Source organism: Microcystis sp. M53598_WE2 (assembly GCF_030067735.1).
Taxonomy (GTDB): domain Bacteria; phylum Cyanobacteriota; class Cyanobacteriia; order Cyanobacteriales; family Microcystaceae; genus Microcystis; species Microcystis aeruginosa.
The window spans coordinates 1-1,210 of the sequence record NZ_JASJFE010001094.1 but is presented as its reverse complement, the minus strand read 5'-3'; the positions used below and the strand labels follow the sequence as shown (position 1 = coordinate 1,210).

Annotated in this window: 1 protein-coding gene; it reads left to right on the top strand. The window is 37.6% G+C overall.

The features are described 5' to 3' along the window. Nucleotides 1-213 precede the first annotated feature (213 nt). The gene (locus PX636_RS22320) at nt 214-1,140 is read left to right on the top strand and encodes a hypothetical protein (protein WP_288118980.1); all 927 of its coding nucleotides are present in this window, start codon (nt 214-216) and stop codon (nt 1,138-1,140) included. Nucleotides 1,141-1,210: the final 70 nt, after the last annotated feature.

The following is a 1,210-nucleotide window of genomic DNA, read 5'->3' as shown; positions in this document are numbered from 1 at the left end:
TAGCTTTTCGGCGAGATGTTTACACACGGCTGTCATACATTTATACCAGTTTAAGAGTGACTGATAATTGCTGATTGTCGGTATTTCTGCCAAGGTGAGATGCACCCGAAAAAATAAATCTGATTTGTGAATAAACACTAAACATTATAACATTAGAAAACTAAACCTGTTAGAATCAGAGCAACAGTAAATGCTTGTAATCCTAATTAGAACATGGTCAATAGTATTTTAATGATTCCTATTCATTTGGATGCTCTCTATCTGAAAAGAGAGCGCCTAGTTGTAGAGGCGATGGCAGATTTGAGCATAATTCCTTATTTTAATAGAAAAAGAGACGTAAATCCGAATATTGCTCATATCAGCGAGGAGATTGTTTCCCAACCCTTTCAAAATCAAAATCTCTACCTGAAAGCGGGAATCCATTTACATTGGGCGTTACCCGATGCTTTAACAAAAGGGATTCAAGATAGCGATAAAAAGACAGTTTTCCCATCAGTTCCTAATCGCTGGTTAGTAACACGCACTCTTAACGGCGAAAAACGTCAATGGGTGGTGGAGAGTGATTATCTTTATCGGGAAGGAGAAGGGGAGCAGTTAGGTAGTATTGCTTATCCCATTGAGATAAAAAATGGTAATCATCAACCATTTCGCTATTTAGGTCGCAAACTGCCTATAGAAGCTTGGTTAGAAAATGATCCCAAGGCTGAATACTTAGCCTTATTAACTGCCGTAGGTTATGGTGAACCGACTTTTGCGGCTTTTTATCCCAATTGTCACAGCGTTTTTGGATTTTATGATGATTATTCTCCTCAACCTACTGATAGTTTACAGTATGATGTGATTGCGTGGTATAGTGACCTAGAAAAGGATTATTTCAATCAATTCATCAAATCAAAATCTCAATTAACTACACAAGAATTAATCAAAGCGATACAAGAAGAATTCAAGTGGGACATTCCCGTTAAAAGCAATGAACAAATACCTCAAAGAATGCTTTGCTATACCCGCTTAAAGTTTGCTTCTCCAACCAATACAGAGAGAGAAATTTCGGTAGAAGTGGCTGTGGGAAATACGGGAACGGAGGCATTATCTGCTTATTTAGGTCAAAAAATTGAGGCTCTTCGTTACCCTTTATGCTAAATCAACATACAAGATGCCAAGATAACATACTTCTAACCCAAAAATTCCGAAAGTTTCTAAAGCCATAGCC